Origin of the sequence: Sphingorhabdus lacus, assembly GCF_009768975.1 — a bacterium.
GTDB classification, from domain to species: Bacteria; Pseudomonadota; Alphaproteobacteria; order Sphingomonadales; family Sphingomonadaceae; genus Sphingorhabdus_B; species Sphingorhabdus_B lacus.
In genome coordinates, this window is record NZ_CP035733.1 from 1198076 (window position 1) to 1216122 (window position 18047).

Below are 18047 nucleotides of genomic sequence, written 5' to 3' on the forward strand. Positions count from 1 at the left end.
AAGATGAGCGATACTAAACCCTATGTGCGGCCCGATGTCGCCCTGTTCCTGCAATTTTTGAATGCAGTCCCCGGCCCGAAATTTTGGGAAGTGCCAGCGGACGATGCGCGGGCAATGACAGCGGCGATGCGCGATGTTGCCGATGCGCCTGTCGGGAAATTGGCCATTATTCGTGATATCTCCATTCCCGGACCGACCGGACCAATCTCTGCGCGTGTATATGATAAGCGGGCAGACCGCGGCGCGGGGCCAGTCATGGTCTTTTACCATGGTGGCGGCTTTGTCATCGGTAGTCTCTACACCTATGAACCCTATTGCGCCGAAGTAGCGCGCTTGCTCGACCTGCCAGTGATTTCTATTGATTATCGTCTTTCGCCAGAACACCCCTTTCCCGCCCCGGCTGAAGATTGTGAAGCGGCGACTCGCTGGATCGCTTCAAGTCCTGCGGAACTCGGGTTAGAAGTAACAGGTCTAATAACCTCGGGAGATAGTGCTGGCGGTAATTTGACGATTGTGACGACGATGGCGTTGCGTGACAATCCGGCTGCAGTTCCCGTTTTGGTACAGCACCCGATCTATCCTGTCGTCACCCTTGATGCCGACTGGCCGAGCATGCGCGAATTCGCCACGGGTTATTTGCTGACAGACGAAGCGATGGCATATTTTGGGGACGGTCACGCGGCTACACCCGGTGATTATCGCGCAGAGCCGTTAAACTTTGACCAGAGTGGAATGCCACCCAGCCTCGTGACAACCGCCAGCCTCGACCCCTTGCGAGACCAAGGGATCGCCTATGTTGAAAAGCTAAAACAGGCCGGTATCCGCGTCGTACACCGCAGTGCGGACGGCACAATCCACGGCCACATCAACATCCGGCAGGCAATTCCATCGACCCAGCAGGATGTTGAAGGCAATATTGAAGCCTTGAAATCAATGCTCGCAGAGGTCATGGCTGACGCATGAACCCGAAATTTGAAGAATTACCGTACCGCCCCTGCGCGGGAATCATGCTTGCCAACACAGAAGGAAAGGTTTTTGTCGGACAACGCATCGACAAAGCGCCCGAAGGCGATGCTTGGCAGATGCCTCAAGGTGGCATTGATGACGGGGAAGAGGCCGAACAAGCTGCCTTGCGCGAGTTAGTTGAAGAAACAGGCATTTCACCGGGACTCGTCGATGTGATCGCGCGCAGCCGCAACGAACATTTCTATGATTTACCCGAAGAACTTCTCGGTAAAATCTGGAAAGGTAAGTATCGCGGACAGCGTCAGTGGTGGTTTTTGATGCGCTTCAAGGGCGTCGACGGCGACATTAATATCGATACCGACCACCCCGAGTTTTCCCGATGGCAGTGGGTTAGCCCCGACAGACTACCCCAACTCATCGTACCGTTCAAAAAGCGCCTCTACGAAAGCCTTGTCTCAGAGTTTGGCGAGCTAATCTGACGCCAAATCGACGGTTTTAATTAGGTTGGGATTTTGGAGTTTCCCCAACAGTCGGCTTAATTTCAAGAGCGCTTGCTTGAAGCTGCGGCTTTTCGCTGGCCTTCGTAGCAGCTAGAGCCAATTTGTCGACAGCTCCACAATCGCTGCGGCACAGCATTTTCAACCGGGCGATGTTCTTGCGGGCGGGTTCAATGGCACCCTTGGCAATCATTGCTTCAGCTTGGCCGCCCAGCGCAACTTGATCATTGGGATCAATTTCGAGTGCCTCTTTATAAAAGCGGATGGCTTTACCGTTCAAACCCTGTTTCTGAACCGCTTCAGCCATAGAAATATACGCAGCACGGTTCCGCGGATCGACCGCGAGAGCAGTTTCGTACCAGCCAATTGCGTCTTCAACTTTTCCGGCCTTCATCGCTTCCTGACCGGATTGGAGCAGCGCCGTGGATTGCGGATCAATATCATCATCGGCACGCCCGCCGATTCCTGCACTGGAAATCATGGCGAAACTAAGTGAAAGCGCAATGGCAGCCGGAGAAAAACGCATAATCAATATCCAAATCTGTTTAAGTTGCATCACTATCACAACTTCATAAGTCTGGCGAAGAAAAATCCGTCGGACCCGTCATGGTTCGGTGTCAACAGAACGCCCACCCCATCCGCACTTCCGGCACCAATACTGGGATAAACGGCACGCCATTTGGGATGCGTGTCTAGAAAATTGGCCACCTGTTCCCTGCCCTCGTCCGCGATGATTGAGCATACAGCATATACCAAATGACCACCAGGCGCGACCATTTCTGCGCCGATGTTCAATAACTTCTCCTGCTCTGCACGCACTCGATCCAAACGTTTCGAATTAAGGCGCCAACGGGTTTCGGGGTTCCGCCGCCATGTCCCACTGCCGGAACAGGGGGCATCAATCAGCACAAGATCGCACGCTCCCGACAATTCAGATAGCATGACAATTTCGTGTCCCGGATCCAGTAATTTGGTCTGGATACAGGATGCACCGGCGCGAATTTGACGTGGCTGAAGCTTCTGAAGGCGGTTCCGGTTGGTGTCGCTGGCGATCAGTTTGCCCGTATTTTGCATCGCGGCCGCTAATCCCAGGGTCTTGCCGCCTGCACCGGCGCATAAATCCAATACAGTCATACCGGCCGCTACGGCACAGGCATCGACAATGAGCTGACTGCCCAAATCCTGAACTTCGACCAGACCAGCGCCAAATAGCGGGTGGTTGTCGGCGGGAAATCCGGCGGGAAGACGCAGTGCAAAAGGCGACTGCTCCAACATCTCCGCCTCGGGCAATTGCCGTGCGACCTCTTCGCGTGTTCCCTTCAGTGCGTTGACCCGAATATCAAACGGCGCGCGATCAAGAAGTGACAGTCGTTCGGATTCATCGATCAGCGAACTGAAATGCGGCAAAATCCATGCCGGCAATGGCCCGCCCTGTGCACGCAATTCGTCCGGGGCAATCGCAGCAGGGCCATAGTCGCTGCCGTCAAACAGAAGGGCAATCTCTTCATCTTCATCCGCCAAAGCGACGAAAGCCGAACGCGCGGTTGCCGGAGCCTCTCCGAATCGCCGGATCGCCTTCCATGCCAACTCTCGCACCGCTCTGCGGTCTTTCGATCCGGCATAACGCCGCTCGGCAAAAAAGGTTTTGGCTAGCTGATCCGCAGACGCCCCACCCTCTTTCGCCGCGACCAGTATCGCGTCAAGCAACTCGATTGCCGATTGCAGGCGCGCTGCCGGCCTCATGGATTAGCGTGTCGGATAATTGGGTGCTTCGCGCGTAATCGTCACGTCGTGCACATGGCTCTCGCGCAAACCAGCGTTGGTGATACGGACAAACCGCGCGCGTTGCTGGAGATCGGCAATTGTGCGCGATCCTGTATATCCCATCGCCGCTTTGACACCGCCGACAAGCTGATGGATGACATCACGGGCCGGTCCTTTGAACGGCACCTGCCCTTCGATGCCTTCCGGTACCAGTTTAAGCTGGTCCTTGATGTCTTGTTGGAAATATCGATCGGCAGACCCGCGCGCCATTGCACCGACCGAACCCATGCCCCGGTAACTTTTATAGGCGCGGCCCTGATACAAGAATGTCTCGCCGGGAGCCTCTTCGGTCCCTGCGAGAAGTGACCCGACCATCACCGATGAGGCACCCGCCGCAAGCGCTTTGGCGACGTCTCCTGATGTACGAAGACCGCCGTCAGCGATTACCGGAATGTTCGATTTCGCGGCTTCAGCTGCCGACTCCATTACTGCCGTTAGTTGCGGCACACCCACACCTGCAACCACGCGTGTCGTACAGATGGACCCCGGACCTATCCCGACCTTGATGCCATCCGCACCAGCATCGATTAAAGCCCGCGTTGCTTCGGCCGTCGCAACGTTTCCGGCAACAACCTGGACTTCAGGCGCCATACGTTTGATTTCCGCAACCGCCGCCGCCACCATCGCACTATGTCCATGGGCGGTATCGACGACGATCAGGTCGCATTCCGCATCGATAAGGGCCTTGGTGTAGGCCATGCCCTTTTCGCCTACAGTGGTTGCCGCAGCCACCCGCAAACGCCCGGACTTGTCTTTGGTTGCCTCTGGGTAAAGAACAGCCTTTTCAATGTCCTTGACGGTGATCAGGCCAATGCACCGATAACTTTCATCCACAACCAAAAGCTTTTCAATCCGCCGATGGTGCAGCAGTCGGCGTGCTTCTTCTTGTGTGACCCCCGACGATACGGTGGCCAGATCATGATGAGTCATCAGTTCAGATACGGCTTGCAGTGGATTTTCGGCGAAGCGCACATCGCGATTGGTTAGAATACCTACCAATTTACCGCTGTTCTCAACCACCGGTATGCCGGAGATAGAGTGTGTCGCCATCAGCGCCTGCGCCTCGGCCAGAGTTGCGTCCGGAGCGATCGTGATAGGGTTTACGACCATCCCGCTTTCGAAGCGCTTGACCTGCCGCACGGCGGCGCATTGTTCTTCGATGCTGAGGTTGCGGTGCAACACGCCAATGCCGCCAAGCTGCGCCATCACAATGGCCATGCGCGCCTCGGTTACCGTGTCCATAGCCGAAGACAGGATGGGAATGTTCAGCGAAATCCCTTGCGTCAGTCGCGTGCGCGTGTCGGCCTGGCTCGGAAGCATATCCGAAGCCCCTGGCTGCAACAGCACGTCGTCAAATGTAAGGCCGAGAGGTATATCTTTCATGCTGCCACCGCTTCTACGTTCGCATTATCGTTCGATTCGTGGCGGCCCATGTAAACAGTAAGCCTTTTATTCGCCAGCCTTCGTGACTTTATATTTTCGCGTATCCGCAAAATAGTTCCCTAGCGCGATATGCAGGTCCGCATCCTCGGCCGCGCCGCCCAATTCGGTCTGGTCCGTCAACTCGTCGTTGGGACCGTGGTAATCGCTGCCCAGAAATTTCTGCATCAGGTCAAGATCGGCAAAAGAGCCACCTACCATCAACGCCGGCACACCTTTTTGCGCCAGCGCCCAACCGTCCTGCCGCTGGATAAAATCATTCGCGTCAGTAGAGCTTTCGATGGCTCTCCCCGTCTTTCGGGCCACCGCCTCAACGGTCGCATCCAACGAAGTCGTACCTCGACCGATAATCGCCACCTTCGAATTACGACCTGCGATGGCAATCGTGTCGACGTTAAGCGAAATCACAATATCTTCGAGCGGAAAGACAGGCTTGTCCGCATATGCATAAGCCCCCAAAAGACCGCTTTCCTCTGCCGTGGTGGCAATGAAATAAATATCGCGGTCATGTCGTTTCTTCGCGAGCCGCTGGGCCACTTCGGTCAACACGGCAATACCGCTCGCATTATCGACGGCACCGTTGCAAATCTTGTCTGTCGCATCGTCGGGCGCACAAATGCCAAGATGGTCCCAATGCCCCATATAGAGCACAGCACCGCTGCCTTTCTTCTTTCCGCTAAGCTTGCCTATCACATTGGAGCTGTTGAACCGGTAGATATCGGTCATGACATTAAAGTCGGCATCAATGCCCAAGGCTTCACCTGTATAGTCGGCCCCCTTGGCGTGCGCCCGCAATTTATCCCAATCACGTCCGGCTGCAGTCACCAGAGCAACCGCAAATTCGGTGCTTATGGCGCCTTCAAGCTTCGCTCGCTTTTCACGGCTTTCCAGCCCGATAGGGCGCGACAACAGCTGCCGCCGCAGAATCGGCCAATTGCCTTGGCTATCACCTACAAAAATGACTCCCTCTGCACCGGCCGCAATCAGCGCCTCCCGCCGTGCGCGAGGTGATTTCATTTTCGCAGGCGCATTGTCTGCCTCAAAAAGCACTAATGCCAGTTTGCCCGAGACGTCGGCGCCAACGCTGCCGTCCGATTTCACGCCAATACCGGTAAAGACGACCGGCAAATCCTTTTTGGCATATTCGGCTTCCTTGCCGATCAAAACGATTTCATCGGAAACAATCCGCAGCTTCCGTCCTTTGGCATTGAAAGAATAGGTCGCCTCGCCACGTCCACGCTGGATCAAAGGAACGGGCTCAAACCAACTGCCATCGCCCGCTGCGGGCTTAAGTCCTGCCTTGGCCCATTGCTCAGCAATATATTTGACGGTTTTCGCTTCACCTTCAGTGCCCGGTTTGCGTCCTTCAAATTCATCGCTGGCCAACACAGCAATATGTTCACGCAGGTCGGTTTCGCTCACGCCTTTGGCGAGTGAGGGAACGGAAATACCAAGGACAAGTACTGCAAAAACCGCTCTCAAAAACAGGCGCATCTAATTCCGCTCCAGGCTAACCGATGACGTCACCCATCGCATGTCGGGAACGCTCTATCGTCAATTTAGCCTCCTCTACATGCATCGATTCAATCATGCGACCCTTAAATCGTTGTGCTCCACCTCGGCTCGCCGCAATCAGTTCTTCTGCCTCGGCAATCGCAGCCGCACTTGGCCCAAATGCTGCATTCGCAGACGCGATCTGGTTGGGATGAATAAGGGTCTTGCCCGTAAACCCGAAGGTTGCACCCTGACGGCATTCGGCATCATATCCGTCCAGATCATCCAGCCGGTTGCAGACCCCGTCAAAACGCGGTTTCCCAAATTCGGAGGCGGCCAGCACGATCATCTGCAGCGATAGCTCCAACCCCTCCCGCTTTGGCCCGGGTCGTATCCCCGTTTGCGCCGCGATATCGTTGATACCGGCAATAAGACCGGCAACACGTGGATGTCCCGCAATCGACCGGGCATTGAAAAGACCTGCCGGGGTTTCAACCATAGCCAGAACCGGCACGCCAAAGTCCGAGATTTCAGAAATATCTTCAACTTTCGGCAGCACCACGAAGTCCGCAGCACAATCTTTCAACGCCGCCACATCGTCCGCGTGGTGAGGGCTGTCATAGACATTGGCGCGAATGGCCAGTAAACGGTTCCCAACACCCGATTTCGCATAAGCCAAAGCAGCGCCCCTTGCTTGCGCCTTTGCATCTTCGGGAACCGCATCTTCCAGATCGACGATAATCATATCGGCGGCCAAGCCCAACGCCTTTTCAAGCGCACGTCCATTGGAAGCCGGCACATAAAGCGCCGAACGTACGAATTTCAATCGGTCGACGGTTTCCATAAAGCTGTTCAAAACCCCTTCGTCATTCAGATACGGAAGCCCCGCCTGTCTTGACGATTATTCGTCAGGGCAGTCCGATTTTCCTTGGCAAGCGATGTCATATTTACGACAATCCGCCTCAGGTCAAACGGAGGGAATTTCATGGAATATTTTTTCGGCTTTCTGGTCCTGATCGTCATCATATTTGTGATGATGGGGGTTACCGTCGTGCAGCAGGGGTTTGTGTATACGATTGAGCGCTTCGGGCGCTTTACCCATGCCGCCCAGCCCGGCTTGACCATCATCATCCCCTTCTTTGATCGCGTCGGGCGTAAAGTGAACATGATGGAACAGGTGCTGGATATTCCGGGGCAGGAAATCATCACGAAAGACAATGCCATGGTTGGCGTCGATGCTGTCGTGTTCTTTCAGGTATTGGATGCCGCCAAGGCCGCTTATGAAGTCAGCGACCTTTATGTTGCCATCATGCAGATTACGACGACAAATCTGCGCACTGTTATGGGCAGCATGGACCTCGACGAAACCCTATCGAAGCGCGACGATATCAATGGTCGCCTTCTCTCCGTCGTTGATCATGCCACCAGTCCTTGGGGTGTGAAGATCACACGCGTCGAGGTCAAAGACATTCGCCCGCCGGCCGACATCAGCAATGCGATGGCTCGGCAAATGAAAGCTGAGCGCGAGAAGCGCGCGCAAATTCTCGAAGCTGAAGGCATGCGTGCCGCCGAAATTTTGCGTGCAGAAGGCGAAAAACAGGGCGCGATTCTGCAAGCCGAAGGGCGCAAGGAAGCCGCATTCCGCGACGCCGAAGCCCGCGAACGCGAAGCCGAGGCCGAAGCGAAGGCTACCGTCATGGTGTCGGAATCCATTGCATCATCGGGTACCCAGGCGCTCAACTACTTTATCGCCCAGAAATATACCGAAGCTATCAGCCAATTTGCGACATCGCCTAATGCCAAGACAATCTTGTTCCCGGTTGAAGCTACGCAGTTGATCGGGACCCTCGGCGGCATCGGCGAATTGGCAAAAGATGCATGGGCACCAAAAGATAAATAACATCAACGCGCCAGATAAAATGGCAGGGGAGTCTTGATATGGCCGAATGGCTAGATAGCATTTCGACACATTGGTTCTGGCTTTCGCTCGGCCTGATCCTGGGCGCAGCCGAAATGGTTGCGCCGGGTTTTTTCCTGATGTGGCTGGGTCTTGCCGCCATTATCGTCGGGATTCTGGATTATTTCTTGCCGATCACCGTCGCTTATCAGGTTGCGATGTTTGCAATATTGTCCGTGCTGACCGTCTTTGCGGGCAAAAAGTTTCTCGCAGACAATCCGATTGAAACCGACGACCCGAAACTCAACGACCGAGGCGCGCGTTTGACCGGAGAAATTGTGACAGTGGTCGAGGCGATTACCGACGGCCAAGGGCGCGTCAAGGTTGGTGATACTGTCTGGGCCGCGCGCGGTACAGATGCAGCGACCGGCGCGCGGGTGCGCGTTACGGGTGCGGACGGGGCGGTTTTGCTGGTGGAATCTGTAACACCCTAAGGTTGAGCGAGGACCCCTCCTCCTCACTCCCCGCCTTCAGGTCCCCAGAAGATAACCCAGGTTTTGAAATCGTCGGAAAAGTTGGCGAAGCGGTGGGTCGCACCTGCTTTCACAAACAGGACCTCGCCCGACGTAAAGGGAATGGATGATCCCTCCTGCTCAAACACGCCGGTGCCAGAAAGGATGATATAGAGCTCATCCTGCTCGTGCGGAGTTTGGTCGTCTTCTCCAACCGGAGCATAGATACCAACCTTCATTGACCCGTGATGGAGCGGATAATGGAACCGGCTCTGCTCGGGTAGCAAGCTTATGTGAGCTACCAGATCATTTTGGTTGAAGCTCATTATTGCATCGCTCATTCGACATCCTCCAAATTTTCGAGCGCCGCCTGCGCCATATCTCGCACCGCGTCGCGAAGCTTTGGTGGTCCCTGTACCCTAATCTCGGGCCCAAGAGAGAGCAGCAGACGGGCGCCCTGCTCCATATTTTCGAACGGCAGATGTATTTTGCGCCAGCCGCGGGCATCCGTGGCACTGCCTTCCGCAACTGCACGCGCTGCATAAGCGCCAAGCTCAGCCAAACGACGACAGCCTTCTGTCGACGCGGAAACGTGGGCCACTTCCGGGCGCAATTCCTGTTCGAACCGTTGCAGTTGTTGCGTCCAATGGGTGGCAAGATCGAAATCCGCGGGACGTTGAAATTGCTGCTCCAAAACGTTCATCCTTTGGATCGCACCGACACGATAGGTGCGCATGCCGCCTTGCGCCCGGCCGACCAGATACCAATTCGCTCCCTTTTGAACCAAGCCTATTGGATCGACGGTGCGCTCCTTCACGCCCTTCCAACTTTCGTAGATCATGGAAATGGAATGATTGTCGATTACGGCCCGCGCGAGCGAAGGGAGGCACGCAATCGGTTCGGCAGCTTGGTACCAGTCGACGGGGTCCAAATGAAAACGCCCTGTTATGCGATCCGCAACCGCATTGCCCTCGGGCGTCAGTGCCGCGAGCAACTTGCCTTTGGCGCGCTCGGCTGCCGCCCCAAGGCCCAATTCTGCCGCCTGTCCCGGAAGCCCAATCATCAGCATTGCTTCGGCCTCTGAAGTATTCAGTCCGGTCAATCGCGTCTTGTATCCGCCCAACAGGGCAAATCCGCCCCCGGGACCACGATCGCCATAAACCGGAACACCGGCCGCGCTCAGGGCATCGATATCGCGGTAGATCGTGCGGACCGACACTTCAAATTCCTCTGCTAAATACTCAGCGGTCAATCGGGTCCGCAATTGCAGGAGGATTAGGATCGATAGAAGGCGGCTTGCACGCATAATTTCGTATAGCAGGAAATAGCTGACATATCTTGTCAGTTATAGCTGGTTAAGTTGGTGAAAACCCGGTCGCGGTTGCACAGGAAGAATTGAAAATGACCTTTCCCATCTATCGACGCGACCTTTTGAGAGGAACCGCAGGCTTGTTCTTCATATCCACGGGAGCATTAGCAATGAATGACGCCAACTATTCAACCACAGGAAAGCCCGGCAAAGTAACCGGTAAAGGTATAGGCGATTTTGATTTTCTGGCCGGTGAGTGGACGATTGCACATCGACGTCTGAAGGATGGCACGACGGATGTCTGGGAGGAATCGCAAAGCGGCGCGACTGTTCACCGGGTGCTCGACGGGATGGGCAGTATCGAGGAACTGCGCAAACCCGATGGCAGTTTTATGGGCATGGGCATTCGCGTCTGGCTTCCTCAGGAAAAGAAATGGGCAGACCATTGGACCGGCACATATAATGGTATCGTTAATCCGGCGCAAAAGGGCGAATTCATCGATGGCGAAGGTGTCTTCATCAGCGAGGAGGTCGTGGACGGTGTGACATGGCTTTACCGCGGCATTTGGGACCGGATCACAGCGACCAGTTGCCGCTGGCACCAATCATCGTCCAGCGATGGTGGGAAAAGCTGGGCATGGAATTGGTGGATGGATTGGACGCGTGTTTCCTGATCCAAGCATCCGCGCCGAGACTAAATATACTCCAATTCCAGCAGATCCGGTTCGATAAAATTGCGCCTTGCCGCGACAGAGAACAGGCGCTCTTTCGAATAGAATTTCAGCGGCAGGTCCCGCCCTCCCCGTTCCGAAAGCAGCAGGGTGTTTACCGACTGCCAGAGCGGCGTATCGGATTTGATTTCCGACAAATGGGCCTTTACCGCCGCGATATAAATCTGTGTGATGGTCTCATGATAGCCTTGGCTGTCATCGTTCACGCCGCCCACCGCCACATTATAGGTGGAGATGATCGCAGCCATATCGTCTTCGGGGGCAATGTCCGGGCGATCCCGCACGATCCATGTGCACGCAGCAAGATGCGCCTCATGCGTCCACGCGTCGCGGGGCAGCGTGCGCGCAAGCAAGCCCTCGCCAATCGCGACGATTGCGGCATCTTCTTGAAACAGGCGGACTTCATATTCGGACATTTCCGGGCTTTCTATTGGGCCCGGAAATGTCCGGGCGATTACGCTGCTTTTGGTGCGGACTGCCTTACACCCTCATCGACATGATCGGCAAATTGCGCGAAATTATCAATGAATTGCTGGACCAGATTGCGGGCCGTCACATCATATTCCGCTTTGTCAGCCCAGGCTTCGCGCGGATTGAGGATGGAGCTGTCGACGCCGGGGACCGCTACGGGGAATTCGAAACCGAAATTCGGATCCTTCTGGAATTCCGCATTGTTCAGGCTTCCATCAAGCGCAGCGTTCAGCAGAGCGCGCGTTGCTTTGATGGGCATACGGTTGATGCCGGGCATCGTCGCTTTGCCGCCGGTCCAGCCGGTGTTGACCAGCCAGCACTGCACGGCGCCCTTGGCAATCCGCTCTTTCAGGAGATTACCATAGACGCTGGGGTGACGCGGCATGAAGGGTGCGCCAAAGCAGGTCGAAAAGGTAGCTTCTGGCTCGGTCACGCCGATTTCCGTACCAGCGACGCGTGCGGTGTAGCCGGACAGAAAGTGGTACATGGCCTGCTCCGGCGTGAGCTTCGCGATGGGAGGCAGGACACCATAAGCATCGGCGGTCAGCATGATGATATTTTTGGGCACAGGGCCCATATTCTTTTCCGACGCGTTCGGGATGAACTCGATCGGGTAGGAACCACGGCTGTTTTCGGCGAGGGTCGCATCGTCAAAGTCGAGTTCCCGCGTTTTGGGATCCATGACGACATTTTCAAGCACTGTGCCGAAACGCTTCGTTGTTGCGAAGATTTCAGGTTCGGCTTCTTCCGAAAGGCGGATCATCTTGGCGTAGCAGCCGCCTTCGAAATTGAACACTGCGGTGTCCGACCAGCCATGCTCGTCATCCCCGATCAGTGTGCGGCTCGCATCGGCTGAAAGCGTGGTCTTGCCGGTGCCAGAAAGCCCGAAAAACACAGCGGTATCGCCATTCGCGCCGATATTGGCCGAACAATGCATCGGCATCACGCCCTTCACCGGCAGCAGATAGTTCAGGATGCCAAAGACCGACTTCTTCATTTCGCCGGCATAAGCCGTGCCGCCGATCAGGATCAACTTCTCGGTGAAGTTGACCGCAATAACGGTCTCGCTGCGGCAACCATGGCGCGCGGGATCGGCGCGGAAGCTCGGAAGATCAATGATGGTATATTCAGGTTCGAACCCAGCCAACTCGTCGTTGGTCGGCCGTACCAGCAGCGTGCGAATAAACAGATTGTGCCACGCCAATTCGTTGATGACTCGTACGTTGACGCGATGCTCCGGCTGTGATCCGCCGAAGAGATCAGCAACATACAGCTTTTCCCTGCCGCCTAGCGCGGCGAGGAAATCTTCCTTCAGCGCCGCAAAATGTGCAGGGTCCATGGGAACGTTGGTTTTTCCCCACCAGATGCTGTTTTCCGTTTCTGAATCGCGGACGATGAACTTGTCCTTCGCCGAGCGGCCGGTATGCGCGCCGGTCTTCACCACCAATGGACCATTTTTGGCCAATGTACCTTCGCCATTTGCCAAAGCCGCTTCGACAAGGGGAGCGGTGCCGAGATTGGCAAAAACGCGCGCGGACGTTGAAATACCTTGCTCTTCAAGCGGAATATTAAGGGCCACAGACATTACAACTTTCTCCAATCGGCGAAATGAGCATTAAAACGAATCTAGGGCATACGTATGCACTAAAGCTTTTGCGCCGGTAGCCGAGACAAAAGACAACGTCAAATGCTATGGATTGAACCTGCGCAATGTCATCCCTATAGGCAGGGCATGAGTGCAACAATCGCCCTTGTGGATGATGACCGAAATATCCTGACATCCGTGTCTATCGCGATGCAGGCCGAAGGTTATGTGACCCGCCTATACCCCGATGGGGAAAGTGCATTGAAGGCGATTTTGGAAAATCCAGCCGACTTGGGTATTTTTGATATAAAGATGCCCCGAATGGATGGTCTCGAGCTTTTGCGCCGCCTGCGCGAGAAAAGCGACATGCCTGTTATCTTCCTGACATCGAAAGATGAAGAGCTTGATGAAGCACTCGGGCTCGCCATGGGTGCCGATGATTATATCACCAAACCTTTTTCACAGCGCCTTCTGATTGCCCGGGTAAAAGCTATCCTGCGGCGGGCGACCTATGATCGTCCGCTCGCTAACGGGGAGCCGACGGAGGAACCCGAGCCTATGGTTCGCGGCCGGCTGGAGATGGATCCCGCCCGCCACCATGTGAAATGGGATGGCAAGTCGGTCACGTTGACTGTTACTGAGTTCATGATTTTGGAGGCTTTGGCAAACCGGCCCGGCGTTGTTCGAACCCGCGACCAGTTGATGGATGCGGCCTATCAGGACGATGTCTATGTCGATGACCGGACCATCGACAGCCATATCAAACGCTTGCGGCGCAAGTTCCGCGAGGCAGATCCCGACTTTTCCGCTATCGACACGCTTTATGGGGCCGGATATCGTTTCGCAGACAGCTGAACCCGCTGACTTGCAGCTGGGTTGGAGCCGGGGGTTATCGCTAACCGCCCGTATCTTGGCAGTTAATCTCTTTGTGCTCGCCCTCTTGGGTGCCGGTCTGTTTTTTCTCGATAGCTATCGCGTACGGTTGATTGCCGAACGGGAAACCGCAGCGCGAACGCAGGCGGAGTTTCTGGTCGAGAGCCTCGCATTGGTCAGTCCCGAAAAAAAGGGCGCGTATATTTCGGCTTTTGGGGCGCGGAACTCGTCCCGTATCCGTCTCTATGATCAGGATGGCGCCAAACTGTTCGACAGTTTCGAGCTGGGGCAGCCCGCTTATGAATTTCGCGATCCGACCAAGGAACCATGGCGCAAGGTTGCCGCGCGGGGAATAGATAAGGTCGTCGATTTTCTCGTGGGCGCGCCGGAATTGCAACCTTTTGTCGAACCCAAGAACGACACCGGAGGCGAATGGAGCGAACTTGCCCGCGCCAAGCCGGGCAAAGCGTCTTCGGTCGCCCGCTTTGCGCCTGATTTGACACATATGATCAGCGCAGGCGCTGTCGCACCTTCCGGCTCCTATTCAGTCCTCACCACCGCCAATGAACGCGATATCAGGCTTTTTGTCCGGGCAGAGCGTTTTAAGATCGGCATGTTTTTCCTGCTCGCTTTGGGAATTGGCGTCCTGCTTTCGATATTTCTTGCCCGTACCATCGTCCGTCCCTTGCGCCATTTGGCACGCGCCGCGGTCAAGGTGCGGTTGGGACGCGCGCAGGAAGTGACTGTACCGCGCCTACCATCGCGTCGAGACGAGATCGGAATGTTGGCGCGCGCGCTATCCGACATGAGCATTGCCTTGCGTCAACGTATCGATGCCACCGAAGCATTTGCTGCCGATGTCGCACATGAAATCAAAAATCCGCTCGCATCGTTACGCTCTGCGCTTGATGGGGCGGAGCGGATCGAGGACCCCGGCTTGCGCAAACAGTTGATGGACGTTGCCAAGGCTGACGTGCAACGCATGGATCGCCTGATCAGCGATATCTCGGACGCAAGCCGTGTTGATTCACAACTCGCTAAAGCAAAGTTTGAACCCATTGATTTGGGCGATATGATCGAACAGCTGCTTCAAGCACGTGAAGATCGCGCCAGCGACGGCGATGTGCACATTGCCTTTGCCCGTCCGCGCCGGACGATTGCGACCGTGATGGGCGAGGATGTCCGGCTGGAGCGGATGCTAACAAATTTGATCGACAACGCCGTTTCTTTTTCACCTCCCGGATCGGTGGTGGAAATTTCTGCCACTTTGGCCGATGACGAGGTCGTTATTCGGATTAGCGATGAAGGACCGGGCGTCCCTGCGCAGGATCGTGAAGCGATTTTCCGTCGGTTCCATAGCGAGCGTCCGGTATCGGAAAATTTCGGCAAACATAGTGGGCTAGGTCTGGCAATCGCCCGAACGATTATCGAAGGGCATCATGGCCGCATCTCGGTCCGCGACCGTGTCGATGGTAAAGGTGGCGCTTGCTTCGAAATCGCCCTGCCCTGCGCCGCATCTTCAAGCCAATGAGCGACGCACTACTCCATGCGACTGCTGTTTCGATCAACGGGTACGGTGTATTGCTTCTTGGCCCATCTGCAGCGGGAAAGTCGGACCTCGCCCTTCGCCTGATTGACCGAGGTGCGATGTTAATCAGCGATGATGCTGTGCCCGTTGTCATCGGCGCTTCAGGTCCGGAGCTTCATTCAGCACGGAACATTGAGGGCCGCCTGGAAGTCCGCGGAATCGGTATCGTCTCGGTACCGCTTGTTGCGTGTGCTCCGCTCCGTCTCGTCATCGAACTGGCCGAGTCGGTGGAACGCTTGCCCGCCGAGGGGCGGTGCACGAACATTTGCGGCTTTTCGGTCTCGACTACAAAGATACTTCCATTCGAGGCCAGTGCGCCGTTAAAGGTCGAATATGCCTTGCGCATGGTCATTGACGCTGGCACCCAGCCAATGGCATCACATGCCGACTTGACCCAGGAAAGCCGGAACGATTGACCCGCAAATCCACGCCCAAAGTTCAGACAATTCTGCTCGTCACCGGTTTGTCGGGTGCCGGAAAGACAACAGTACTCAAGACTTTGGAAGATTTGGGATGGGAAGCGGTGGACAATTTCCCCATCCGCCTCGCCGGTCCTTTGCTGGATATTCCAGCATCGGGCGGGCGATCCGACCCGTTTATTCCTCTCGCATTAGGATTTGATAGCCGCACCCGAGGTTTCAAGGCAGACAAGCTTATCCGCCAGATAAAGCAGATGCAGAAGAATCCGGACCTGAACGTGATGACGCTTTTTCTGGATTGCGCTGGAACTGAAATCGAGCGCCGCTATTCGGAGACACGACGACGCCATCCGATGGCACAAGACCGTCCCGCCATGGACGGGATTGCGCAAGAACGCATGATGATGGAGCCACTTCGTCGCTGGGCCGAGACGGTCATTGATACGAGCAAGATGTCGGCCCATGATCTGCAGAACGACATTCGTGTCCGCTTTAACAGCGAAGTTACGCCGCATTCCATCATTACGATCACAAGCTTTGGCTTTTCACGCGGCGTTCCGCACAATGTAGACCTTGTGTTCGATTTGCGATTTCTGCGGAATCCCCACTGGGATAACGAGCTGCGGCCCCTGACGGGACTGGACGCTGCTGTCTCGGAATATGTGGAGGCAGACCCTACTTACGAAGAGGCAATGCTCAAAATTCGCGATCTGTTGTCCTATCTTCTTCCGCTCTACGATGCGCAAGGCAAGGCATATGTCAATATTGCTTTTGGCTGCACTGGCGGGCGTCACAGGTCGGTACATGTTGCCGAACAGTTCGGCAAATGGTTGCGCGAGGAAGGATTTTCGCCCACGGTGGTGCATCGTAATCTGACGTCAAGAGTAATTGACGCGCTGGAAGGGCCTGCTAACGGCGCCAAAACGAAAAAGACTAAACGGGGTAGCGAACGCAAATGATCGGGTTGATTTTGGTCACACACGGCAGGCTGGCTGAGGAATTTCTCGTCGCGCTAGAGCATGTTGTCGGGCCGCAGAAAAACATTGCGACTGTATGCATCGGTCCACGAGACGATATGGAAGGCCGTCGCAAGGAAATCGCAACCGCGATCAAGCAGGTTGACGATGGGAAAGGTGTCATCATCCTGACCGACCTTTTCGGTGGAACACCGTCCAATCTTTCAATCTCTCTGCTGGATGCCGGAAGTGTGGAAGTCATTGCGGGCGTGAACCTGCCAATGCTTATCCGTCTCGACAGCGCACGAAAAAATATGGACGTGCGGGAAGCCGTCGCCGCTGCACGCGAAGCTGGCCGGAAATATATCAGCGTCGCGTCCGAGGTTTTGGAGGCATCGCGTGAGCAGGCTTAGCCGTCAAGTCACGATCGTCAACCAGAAGGGCCTGCACGCGCGGGCCAGCGCAAAATTCGTCACCTTCGTCAGCCGTCTTCCTGAAGGTTTGAAGGTGGAGGTCGAAAAGGACGGTCAATGTGTGACTGGCACATCGATCATGGGTCTGATGATGTTGGGCGCCGCCAAGGGTAGCGAGATTACGGTTCATGTCGAAGGCGAGCAGGCCGAAATGGCTTTGGGTAAGCTGGTTGGACTGGTGGTAGACGGTTTCGGCGAAGACTGATGCGCCGTGAAATTACAGGCTTCTCCAATCCCCTCTTGAAAGAAGTTCGGGGATTACGGGAAAAGAAACTACGCAAACGTGCCGGGCTTTTCCTCGCCGAAGGTTTGCGGATTATGACCGAAGCGCGCGACGCCGGCTTCCTTCCCGAAATGCTGTTCCGCGTGAAGGACCGCGAGGTGCATGCACTGGAGATTGCGCTCGAAGCCGCTGTCCTCGTTGCCGGTGGCGATGTCATCGAAACAAGCGCCGAAATCATGGCGAAGCTCTCGGGCAAAGATAATACGCAGGCCCTAGTCGGCGTTTACCGGGACCATGCGACGGCGTTGGAGGATATTGACCGGAGCCAGGCGCCTATCTGGCTGGTGGCACAGGCCATGCGCGATCCTGGCAATCTAGGCACTATGCTGCGGACCGGCGACGCGGTCGGTGCGGGCGGCTTGATCCTGATCGATGATTGCACCGACCCTTTCTCCGTCGAAGCCGTGCGCGCCAGTATGGGGGCAATATTCACCCAGAAAGTGGTTCAATGCCGGTGGGACGATTTCTTAACCTGGCTGCGCAAAGGCGAAGGGCAATTGGTCGGTACCAGTCTGCGCACCGACATCGACTATCAATCCGCCACATATGCAGCACCATGTTTCATTCTGACAGGAAACGAAGCCCAGGGATTGCCAGCGGACTATGAAGACGAATGCGACCTGCGCGTCAAAATGCCTATGCGGGGCAAGGCGGACAGCTTGAACGCGGCAATTGCCAGCGCTGTCATGGCTTACGAAGTGTTGAACCAGTTTCGCCGGAAATAGGCCA

Annotated in this window: 21 protein-coding genes; 12 read left to right on the forward strand and 9 right to left on the reverse strand. The window is 55.7% G+C overall.

From position 1 onward, the window contains the following. The first annotated feature begins 3 nt into the window (after positions 1–3). Both EUU25_RS05585 and EUU25_RS05590 read left to right on the forward strand, forming a co-directional pair. Complete coding sequence (locus EUU25_RS05585) at positions 4–963, forward strand: alpha/beta hydrolase (RefSeq protein WP_158899057.1); 960 nt, start codon at positions 4–6, stop codon at positions 961–963. After that, positions 960–1445 carry an RNA pyrophosphohydrolase gene (locus EUU25_RS05590; RefSeq protein ID WP_158899059.1) on the forward strand — a complete coding sequence of 162 codons (486 nt, stop codon included), beginning with the start codon at positions 960–962 and terminating at the stop codon, positions 1443–1445. The genes EUU25_RS05585 and EUU25_RS05590 overlap by 4 nt, the downstream gene beginning before the upstream one ends. Before the next feature lie 16 nt (positions 1446–1461). On the opposite strand, the gene EUU25_RS05595 is transcribed toward EUU25_RS05590, so the two are convergent. The 5 genes from EUU25_RS05595 to EUU25_RS05615 all read right to left on the reverse strand — a co-directional run bounded on the left by EUU25_RS05595 (position 1462) and on the right by EUU25_RS05615 (position 7065). Further along, positions 1462–1989, reverse strand: coding sequence for a tetratricopeptide repeat protein (locus EUU25_RS05595; protein ID WP_246162926.1), 528 nt, complete (start codon positions 1987–1989; stop codon positions 1462–1464). 35 nt (positions 1990–2024) lie between these two features. Continuing rightward, entirely contained in the window at positions 2025–3206 is a 1182-nt protein-coding gene (locus EUU25_RS05600) for an RsmB/NOP family class I SAM-dependent RNA methyltransferase (protein WP_158899061.1), read from the reverse strand. 3 nt (positions 3207–3209) lie between these two features. After that, positions 3210–4670 (reverse strand): IMP dehydrogenase, encoded by a 1461-nt coding sequence (gene guaB / locus EUU25_RS05605; RefSeq protein WP_158899063.1) that lies wholly within the window; start codon positions 4668–4670, stop codon positions 3210–3212. Positions 4671–4736: 66 nt separating this feature from the next. Then, on the reverse strand, positions 4737–6221 hold the full coding sequence (locus EUU25_RS05610) for a M28 family peptidase (protein WP_158899064.1): 1485 nt from the start codon (positions 6219–6221) through the stop codon (positions 4737–4739). A gap of 16 nt (positions 6222–6237) precedes the next feature. After that, complete coding sequence (locus tag EUU25_RS05615; protein WP_158899066.1) at positions 6238–7065, reverse strand: HpcH/HpaI aldolase/citrate lyase family protein; 828 nt, start codon at positions 7063–7065, stop codon at positions 6238–6240. Positions 7066–7206: 141 nt separating this feature from the next. On the opposite strand from EUU25_RS05615, the gene EUU25_RS05620 reads away from it, so the two are divergent. Both EUU25_RS05620 and EUU25_RS05625 read left to right on the forward strand, forming a co-directional pair. Beyond that, positions 7207–8121, forward strand: coding sequence for an SPFH domain-containing protein (locus EUU25_RS05620; RefSeq protein ID WP_158899068.1), 915 nt, complete (start codon positions 7207–7209; stop codon positions 8119–8121). 38 nt (positions 8122–8159) lie between these two features. After that, a complete protein-coding gene (locus EUU25_RS05625; RefSeq protein WP_158899070.1) occupies positions 8160–8612 on the forward strand; it encodes an NfeD family protein in 453 nt (150 codons plus the stop codon). Positions 8613–8635: 23 nt separating this feature from the next. Here the strand turns inward: EUU25_RS05625 and EUU25_RS05630 are convergent, their stop codons facing one another. Together EUU25_RS05630 and EUU25_RS05635 are read right to left on the reverse strand one after the other, a co-directional pair. Beyond that, complete coding sequence (locus tag EUU25_RS05630) at positions 8636–8971, reverse strand: cupin domain-containing protein (RefSeq protein WP_246162927.1); 336 nt, start codon at positions 8969–8971, stop codon at positions 8636–8638. Next, positions 8968–9936, reverse strand: coding sequence for a helix-turn-helix transcriptional regulator (locus tag EUU25_RS05635; RefSeq protein ID WP_158899072.1), 969 nt, complete (start codon positions 9934–9936; stop codon positions 8968–8970). Before EUU25_RS05635 ends, EUU25_RS05630 begins: the two co-directional genes overlap by 4 nt. A gap of 173 nt (positions 9937–10109) precedes the next feature. Here EUU25_RS05635 and EUU25_RS05640 point away from each other — a divergent pair, with 173 nt between their 5' ends. Beyond that, positions 10110–10613, forward strand: coding sequence for a hypothetical protein (locus tag EUU25_RS05640; protein WP_158899074.1), 504 nt, complete (start codon positions 10110–10112; stop codon positions 10611–10613). A gap of 20 nt (positions 10614–10633) precedes the next feature. Here EUU25_RS05640 and EUU25_RS05645 read toward each other — a convergent pair whose 3' ends face one another. Both EUU25_RS05645 and EUU25_RS05650 read right to left on the reverse strand, forming a co-directional pair. Then, positions 10634–11086 carry a hypothetical protein gene (locus EUU25_RS05645; protein WP_158899076.1) on the reverse strand — a complete coding sequence of 151 codons (453 nt, stop codon included), beginning with the start codon at positions 11084–11086 and terminating at the stop codon, positions 10634–10636. A gap of 38 nt (positions 11087–11124) precedes the next feature. Continuing rightward, positions 11125–12726 carry a phosphoenolpyruvate carboxykinase gene (locus EUU25_RS05650; RefSeq protein ID WP_158899078.1) on the reverse strand — a complete coding sequence of 534 codons (1602 nt, stop codon included), beginning with the start codon at positions 12724–12726 and terminating at the stop codon, positions 11125–11127. Positions 12727–12873: 147 nt separating this feature from the next. On the opposite strand from EUU25_RS05650, the gene EUU25_RS05655 reads away from it, so the two are divergent. The 7 genes from EUU25_RS05655 to EUU25_RS05685 are packed head-to-tail and all read left to right on the forward strand — an operon-like array spanning position 12874 to position 18043. Further along, complete coding sequence (locus EUU25_RS05655; RefSeq protein WP_158899080.1) at positions 12874–13581, forward strand: response regulator transcription factor; 708 nt, start codon at positions 12874–12876, stop codon at positions 13579–13581. Continuing rightward, the gene (locus EUU25_RS05660) at positions 13550–15130 is read left to right on the forward strand and encodes a sensor histidine kinase (RefSeq protein ID WP_158899082.1); all 1581 of its coding nucleotides are present in this window, start codon (positions 13550–13552) and stop codon (positions 15128–15130) included. Before EUU25_RS05655 ends, EUU25_RS05660 begins: the two co-directional genes overlap by 32 nt. Next, positions 15127–15603, forward strand: coding sequence for an HPr kinase/phosphorylase (locus EUU25_RS05665; protein WP_158899084.1), 477 nt, complete (start codon positions 15127–15129; stop codon positions 15601–15603). The genes EUU25_RS05660 and EUU25_RS05665 overlap by 4 nt, the downstream gene beginning before the upstream one ends. After that, entirely contained in the window at positions 15600–16565 is a 966-nt protein-coding gene (rapZ, locus tag EUU25_RS05670; protein WP_158899086.1) for an RNase adapter RapZ, read from the forward strand. The genes EUU25_RS05665 and rapZ overlap by 4 nt, the downstream gene beginning before the upstream one ends. Further along, positions 16562–16975 (forward strand): PTS sugar transporter subunit IIA, encoded by a 414-nt coding sequence (locus tag EUU25_RS05675; protein ID WP_143775245.1) that lies wholly within the window; start codon positions 16562–16564, stop codon positions 16973–16975. The genes rapZ and EUU25_RS05675 overlap by 4 nt, the downstream gene beginning before the upstream one ends. Then, positions 16962–17240, forward strand: coding sequence for an HPr family phosphocarrier protein (locus EUU25_RS05680; RefSeq protein ID WP_143775244.1), 279 nt, complete (start codon positions 16962–16964; stop codon positions 17238–17240). Before EUU25_RS05675 ends, EUU25_RS05680 begins: the two co-directional genes overlap by 14 nt. Then, the gene (locus tag EUU25_RS05685) at positions 17240–18043 is read left to right on the forward strand and encodes a TrmH family RNA methyltransferase (RefSeq protein WP_158899088.1); all 804 of its coding nucleotides are present in this window, start codon (positions 17240–17242) and stop codon (positions 18041–18043) included. The genes EUU25_RS05680 and EUU25_RS05685 overlap by 1 nt, the downstream gene beginning before the upstream one ends. Positions 18044–18047 lie beyond the last annotated feature (4 nt).

Bases quoted from the DNA above. Each gene is read 5' to 3' on its own strand.
- EUU25_RS05585 (WP_158899057.1), top strand. From the start codon at position 4: ATGAGCGATACTAAACCCTATGTGCGGCCCGATGTCGCCCTGTTCCTG.
- EUU25_RS05590 (WP_158899059.1), top strand. From the start codon at position 960: ATGAACCCGAAATTTGAAGAATTACCGTACCGCCCCTGCGCGGGAATC.
- EUU25_RS05595 (WP_246162926.1), bottom strand. From the start codon at position 1,989: ATGCGTTTTTCTCCGGCTGCCATTGCGCTTTCACTTAGTTTCGCCATG.
- EUU25_RS05600 (WP_158899061.1), bottom strand. From the start codon at position 3,206: ATGAGGCCGGCAGCGCGCCTGCAATCGGCAATCGAGTTGCTTGACGCG.
- guaB (WP_158899063.1), bottom strand. From the start codon at position 4,670: ATGAAAGATATACCTCTCGGCCTTACATTTGACGACGTGCTGTTGCAG.
- EUU25_RS05610 (WP_158899064.1), bottom strand. From the start codon at position 6,221: ATGCGCCTGTTTTTGAGAGCGGTTTTTGCAGTACTTGTCCTTGGTATT.
- EUU25_RS05615 (WP_158899066.1), bottom strand. From the start codon at position 7,065: ATGGAAACCGTCGACCGATTGAAATTCGTACGTTCGGCGCTTTATGTG.
- EUU25_RS05620 (WP_158899068.1), top strand. From the start codon at position 7,207: ATGGAATATTTTTTCGGCTTTCTGGTCCTGATCGTCATCATATTTGTG.
- EUU25_RS05625 (WP_158899070.1), top strand. From the start codon at position 8,160: ATGGCCGAATGGCTAGATAGCATTTCGACACATTGGTTCTGGCTTTCG.
- EUU25_RS05630 (WP_246162927.1), bottom strand. From the start codon at position 8,971: ATGAGCGATGCAATAATGAGCTTCAACCAAAATGATCTGGTAGCTCAC.
- EUU25_RS05635 (WP_158899072.1), bottom strand. From the start codon at position 9,936: ATGCGTGCAAGCCGCCTTCTATCGATCCTAATCCTCCTGCAATTGCGG.
- EUU25_RS05640 (WP_158899074.1), top strand. From the start codon at position 10,110: ATGAATGACGCCAACTATTCAACCACAGGAAAGCCCGGCAAAGTAACC.
- EUU25_RS05645 (WP_158899076.1), bottom strand. From the start codon at position 11,086: ATGTCCGAATATGAAGTCCGCCTGTTTCAAGAAGATGCCGCAATCGTC.
- EUU25_RS05650 (WP_158899078.1), bottom strand. From the start codon at position 12,726: ATGTCTGTGGCCCTTAATATTCCGCTTGAAGAGCAAGGTATTTCAACG.
- EUU25_RS05655 (WP_158899080.1), top strand. From the start codon at position 12,874: ATGAGTGCAACAATCGCCCTTGTGGATGATGACCGAAATATCCTGACA.
- EUU25_RS05660 (WP_158899082.1), top strand. From the start codon at position 13,550: ATGGGGCCGGATATCGTTTCGCAGACAGCTGAACCCGCTGACTTGCAG.
- EUU25_RS05665 (WP_158899084.1), top strand. From the start codon at position 15,127: ATGAGCGACGCACTACTCCATGCGACTGCTGTTTCGATCAACGGGTAC.
- EUU25_RS05675 (WP_143775245.1), top strand. From the start codon at position 16,562: ATGATCGGGTTGATTTTGGTCACACACGGCAGGCTGGCTGAGGAATTT.
- EUU25_RS05685 (WP_158899088.1), top strand. From the start codon at position 17,240: ATGCGCCGTGAAATTACAGGCTTCTCCAATCCCCTCTTGAAAGAAGTT.